This window comes from Shimia sediminis (assembly GCF_003990645.1).
In the GTDB taxonomy this organism is placed as follows: domain Bacteria; phylum Pseudomonadota; class Alphaproteobacteria; order Rhodobacterales; family Rhodobacteraceae; genus Shimia; species Shimia sediminis.
Genome location: NZ_RYZK01000053.1, coordinates 1 through 855, shown reverse-complemented (window position 1 = coordinate 855; position 855 = coordinate 1). Strand labels below are relative to the sequence as shown.

Genomic DNA, 855 nt, shown 5'->3' with positions numbered 1-855 from the left:
GGATTTTATCAAGAATTCCTTGAAGAAATTTACTTTTTACCTTAAATACATAATAATGTTGCTAATTTTCAATCAGAAAACATTTATTACCAAATGTATATACACAACAAATAAATAACACAAAAAGAAATTATACCAGAATCAGTCGACATATGTAATGTAGGTACAGGACAATATTAGTGAATTTTAGCGTAAGTCAAAGGGCCAAACTTTGCTACAGGGGCAGCGTATGCGAATTTGGCCACGGGCGCTGCATAAGCCACTGGTGTTGGATGAGCTGCATACGCAACAGGAGATGGATGAGCTGCATAGGCAACTGGAGTTGGTTGAGCTGCATAAGCAACTGGAGTTGGTTGAGCTGCATAGGCAACTGGAGCCACTGCAACCGCCTTGGCCAAAGGCTCCTTGTGTACAACAGCATTAAATCCATTAACTGAGTCAGCGGTATATTCCACGATCCTTCTCGTGCCATCGGGTTCAGTGAGAGAGTAACTACCCTGGACGGAATCTCCGTTACGTGTCTCAAATTGATTCTTGCTGTCACCAGTCAAAGCATCTTCGACGTTATAACTGTACGAGTATTGGGGGTTGGGGTCGTAATCAGCATCTGCAACGGCGACAGCCTTGGCCACTGGTGCCGGGGCTGCATACGCGATTGGGGTTGGTGGTGCTGCGTACGCCAGGTGAGCTGCAGGTGCCGCGTAGGTCAAATGAGCAGGTGCAGCAGCAAAGGCCACGGGTGCTCCGGCTCTGGCGATGGTGGCCATGGTGGCGAAAACGAAAAATTTAAACATCTCGATAAAGTATTGCTGACACGGGTTGTATCTGCCGATGATAATGCGAGTTATTCTGCAC

1 protein-coding gene is annotated in these 855 nt (G+C 46.5%); it reads right to left on the bottom strand.

The window, feature by feature from the left end; genetic code table 11:
• Positions 1 to 176 precede the first annotated feature (176 nt).
• On the bottom strand, positions 177 to 855 hold a 679-nt coding region (locus EK369_RS22845), incomplete at its 5' end, for a chitin-binding domain-containing protein (protein WP_164727085.1).